Source organism: Polaromonas sp. P1_G2 (genome assembly GCF_056405515.1).
Window position 1 is genome coordinate 1 of sequence record NZ_JBFUBY010000379.1, and the last position, 3,074, is coordinate 3,074.

A 3,074-nucleotide genomic window follows, 5' to 3' on the forward strand; every position below is an offset into this window, starting at 1 on the left:
GAGGAACTGTCCATCGAGGACTACCTCGATGCCTGCAAGCGCAGTCCTCTCGTCTACGCCACCGCGGCCGAGCGCATGCTCGCCGCGATCGGCGAACCCGAACTGCTGGACACCCGGCATGACCAGCGTCTGTCGCGCCTGTTCGGCAACAAGATCATCAAGATCTACCCGGCATTTCGCGACTTCTACGGCCTTGAGGACCCCATCGAGCAGGTGGTTTCCTACTTTCGCCATGCCGCGCAGGGCCTGGAAGAGAAAAAGCAGATTCTTTATTTGCTGGGCCCCGTTGGCGGAGGCAAGTCGTCGATCGCCGAGCGGCTCAAACAGCTGATGGAGCAAGTGCCTTTTTATGCCTTGAAGGGTTCGCCCGTCAACGAGTCGCCGCTCAGCCTGTTCAACAATGCCGAGGACGCTCCCTTGCTCGAAACCCAGTACGGCATTGCGCCGCGCTACCTGCAGCGGGTGATGTCGCCATGGGCCGTCAAGCGCCTTGAGGAATACGGCGGCGACATCCGACGTTTTCGCGTGGTCAAGCGTTTCCCTTCCATCCTGAAGCAGTGCGCGATTTCCAAGACCGAGCCCGGCGACGAAAACAACCAGGACATTTCTTCGCTGGTCGGCAAGATCGACATCCGCAAGCTGGAAACCTATGCCCAGGACGATCCGGACGCCTACAGTTATTCAGGCGGATTGTGCCTGGCCAACCAGGGCCTGCTGGAATTTGTCGAGATGTTCAAGGCGCCGATCAAGGTGCTGCACCCCTTGCTGACCGCCACCCAGGAGGGCAACTTCAAGGGCACCGAAGGCTTTGGCGCGATTCCCTTCGACGGCATCGTGATGGCGCACTCCAACGAAAGCGAGTGGAAGGCGTTCAAGAACAACAGGAACAACGAGGCTTTCCTGGACCGGATCTACATCGTCAAGATTCCATATTGCCTACGCGTTTCGGAAGAAGTGAAGATTTATGAAAAGCTGATCCACAACTCGTCGCTGCATAACGCCATCTGCTCGCCCGGCACCTTGAAGATGATGGCGCAGTTCGCCGTGCTGACGCGCCTCAAGGAACCCGAGAGTTCCAGCATCTTCAGCAAGCTGCAGGTGTATGACGGCGAAAACCTCAAGGACACCGACCCGAAAGCCAAGAGCTACCAGGAATACCGCGACTACGCGGGTGTCGATGAGGGGATGAACGGAATCTCGACGCGCTTCGCCTTCAAGATTTTGTCCAAGGTGTTCAACTTCGATTCCACCGAAATCGCGGCCAACCCGGTGCACCTGATGTATGTGCTGGAGCAGCAGATCGAGCGCGAACAGTTCCCGCCCGAAACCGAGCAGAAGTACCTGGCCTACATCAAGGAAATCCTGGCCATGCGTTACGCCGAGTTCATCGGCAAGGAAATCCAGACCGCCTACCTGGAGTCGTATTCGGAGTACGGGCAGAATATTTTCGACCGCTACGTGACCTACGCCGACTTCTGGATCCAGGACCAGGAATACCGCGACACCGATACCGGGGAAATCTTTGACCGCTCGTCGCTCAATGCCGAACTCGAAAAAATCGAGAAACCTGCCGGCATCAGCAACCCGAAAGACTTCCGCAACGAGATCGTCAATTTTGTGCTGCGCGCGCGGGCCAACAACGCGGGCAAGAACCCGGTCTGGACCAGCTACGAAAAGCTGCGCACCGTGATCGAGAAAAAAATGTTCTCGAACACCGAAGACCTGTTGCCGGTGATTTCCTTCAATGCCAAGGCCAGCGCGGACGAGCAGCAAAAACACGAGGATTTCGTCAACCGCATGGTCGCCAAGGGGTATACCACGCGGCAGGTCCGCTTGTTGTGCGACTGGTACCTGCGTGTACGCAAGAGTTCCTGAGGCCCGCGGCGCGCCGTGGCGGGCGCGTCATGTGTATGTGACCGGAGATCACCGTGCTCCAGCAAGTCATTGACAGGCGCTTGTCGGGAAAGAACAAGTCCATCGGCAACCGCGAGCGGTTTCTGCGCCGCTTCCGCGAGCAGATACGCGATACCGTGCGCCGTGCCGTCGCGGGCCGCAGCATCCACGACATCGAGCAGGGAGAAGACGTCACCGTGCCGCGGCGCGACGTCTACCAGCCCGTGTTTGGGCACACCGGCGGCACGCGTGAGACCGTGCACCCCGGCAACCGCGAATACGTGCGCGGCGACCGCATCGCGCGGCCCAAGGGCGGCGGCGGTGGCGGCTCGGGCGGCGAGGCCAGCCCCGACGGCGAGGGTGAGGACGACTTTGTCTTTCGCATCACGCGCGAAGAGTTCATGCAGTATTTTTTTGATGACCTTGCGCTGCCCGACCTCATACGCACCCAGCTTCTGCCCGATGCCCCTGAGTGGAAATCCCGCCGCGCCGGTTTCATCTCGGACGGAACGCCGACCAATCTGCATGTGGTGCGTTCGCTGCGCGTCGCGCTCAGCCGGCGCATCGCCATAGGCGGGGAGACGCGGCGGCAGGTGCACGAGCTGGAGGCGCAACTGGCGCTGGCCCTGCGCGATGCGCCGGATCTGCCCGACGAAATTCTTTCCCTGAGGACGCAGATCGACACGCTTCGCCGGCGCCTCAAGACCATCCCCTTTTTTGATCCTTTCGACCTGCGTTACCGCAACCGGGTCAGGGTGCCGCAGCCCACCTCCAAGGCGGTCATGTTTTGCCTGATGGACGTCTCGGGCTCCATGGATGAAACGCGCAAGGACATCGCCAAGCGTTTTTTTATCCTGCTGTACCTGTTCCTCCGGAAACATTACGAAAAGACCGACGTCATCTTCATTCGCCATCACACCCAGGCGACCGAGGTGTCCGAAGAAGAATTTTTCCAGTCCACCGAAACCGGCGGCACCGTGGTGTCCAGCGCGCTGGCCTTGATGCACCAGATCATCCAGGAGCGCTACCCGCCCGGCGACTGGAACATCTATGGCGCCCAGGCTTCGGACGGCGATAACTGGCACCAGGATTCGGCGCGCTGCCGTGAACTGCTGGTCAACAAGCTGCTGCCCGTGTCGCGCTACTTCGCCTATGTCCAGGTGGGCGAGGAAGACCAGAAC

At 60.0% G+C, this 3,074-nt stretch carries 2 protein-coding genes; both read left to right on the forward strand.

Annotated features, from left to right (window positions below; translation table 11 throughout):
* Window positions 1-1,875: PrkA family serine protein kinase (locus AC1D0P_RS23800; RefSeq protein WP_477679001.1), on the forward strand; the 1,875-nt coding region annotated here is incomplete at its 5' end.
* A gap of 47 nt (window positions 1,876-1,922) precedes the next feature.
* Window positions 1,923-3,074, forward strand: a 1,152-nt coding sequence (locus AC1D0P_RS23805) for a YeaH/YhbH family protein (protein ID WP_477679002.1), incomplete at its 3' end; no start/stop codon positions are given.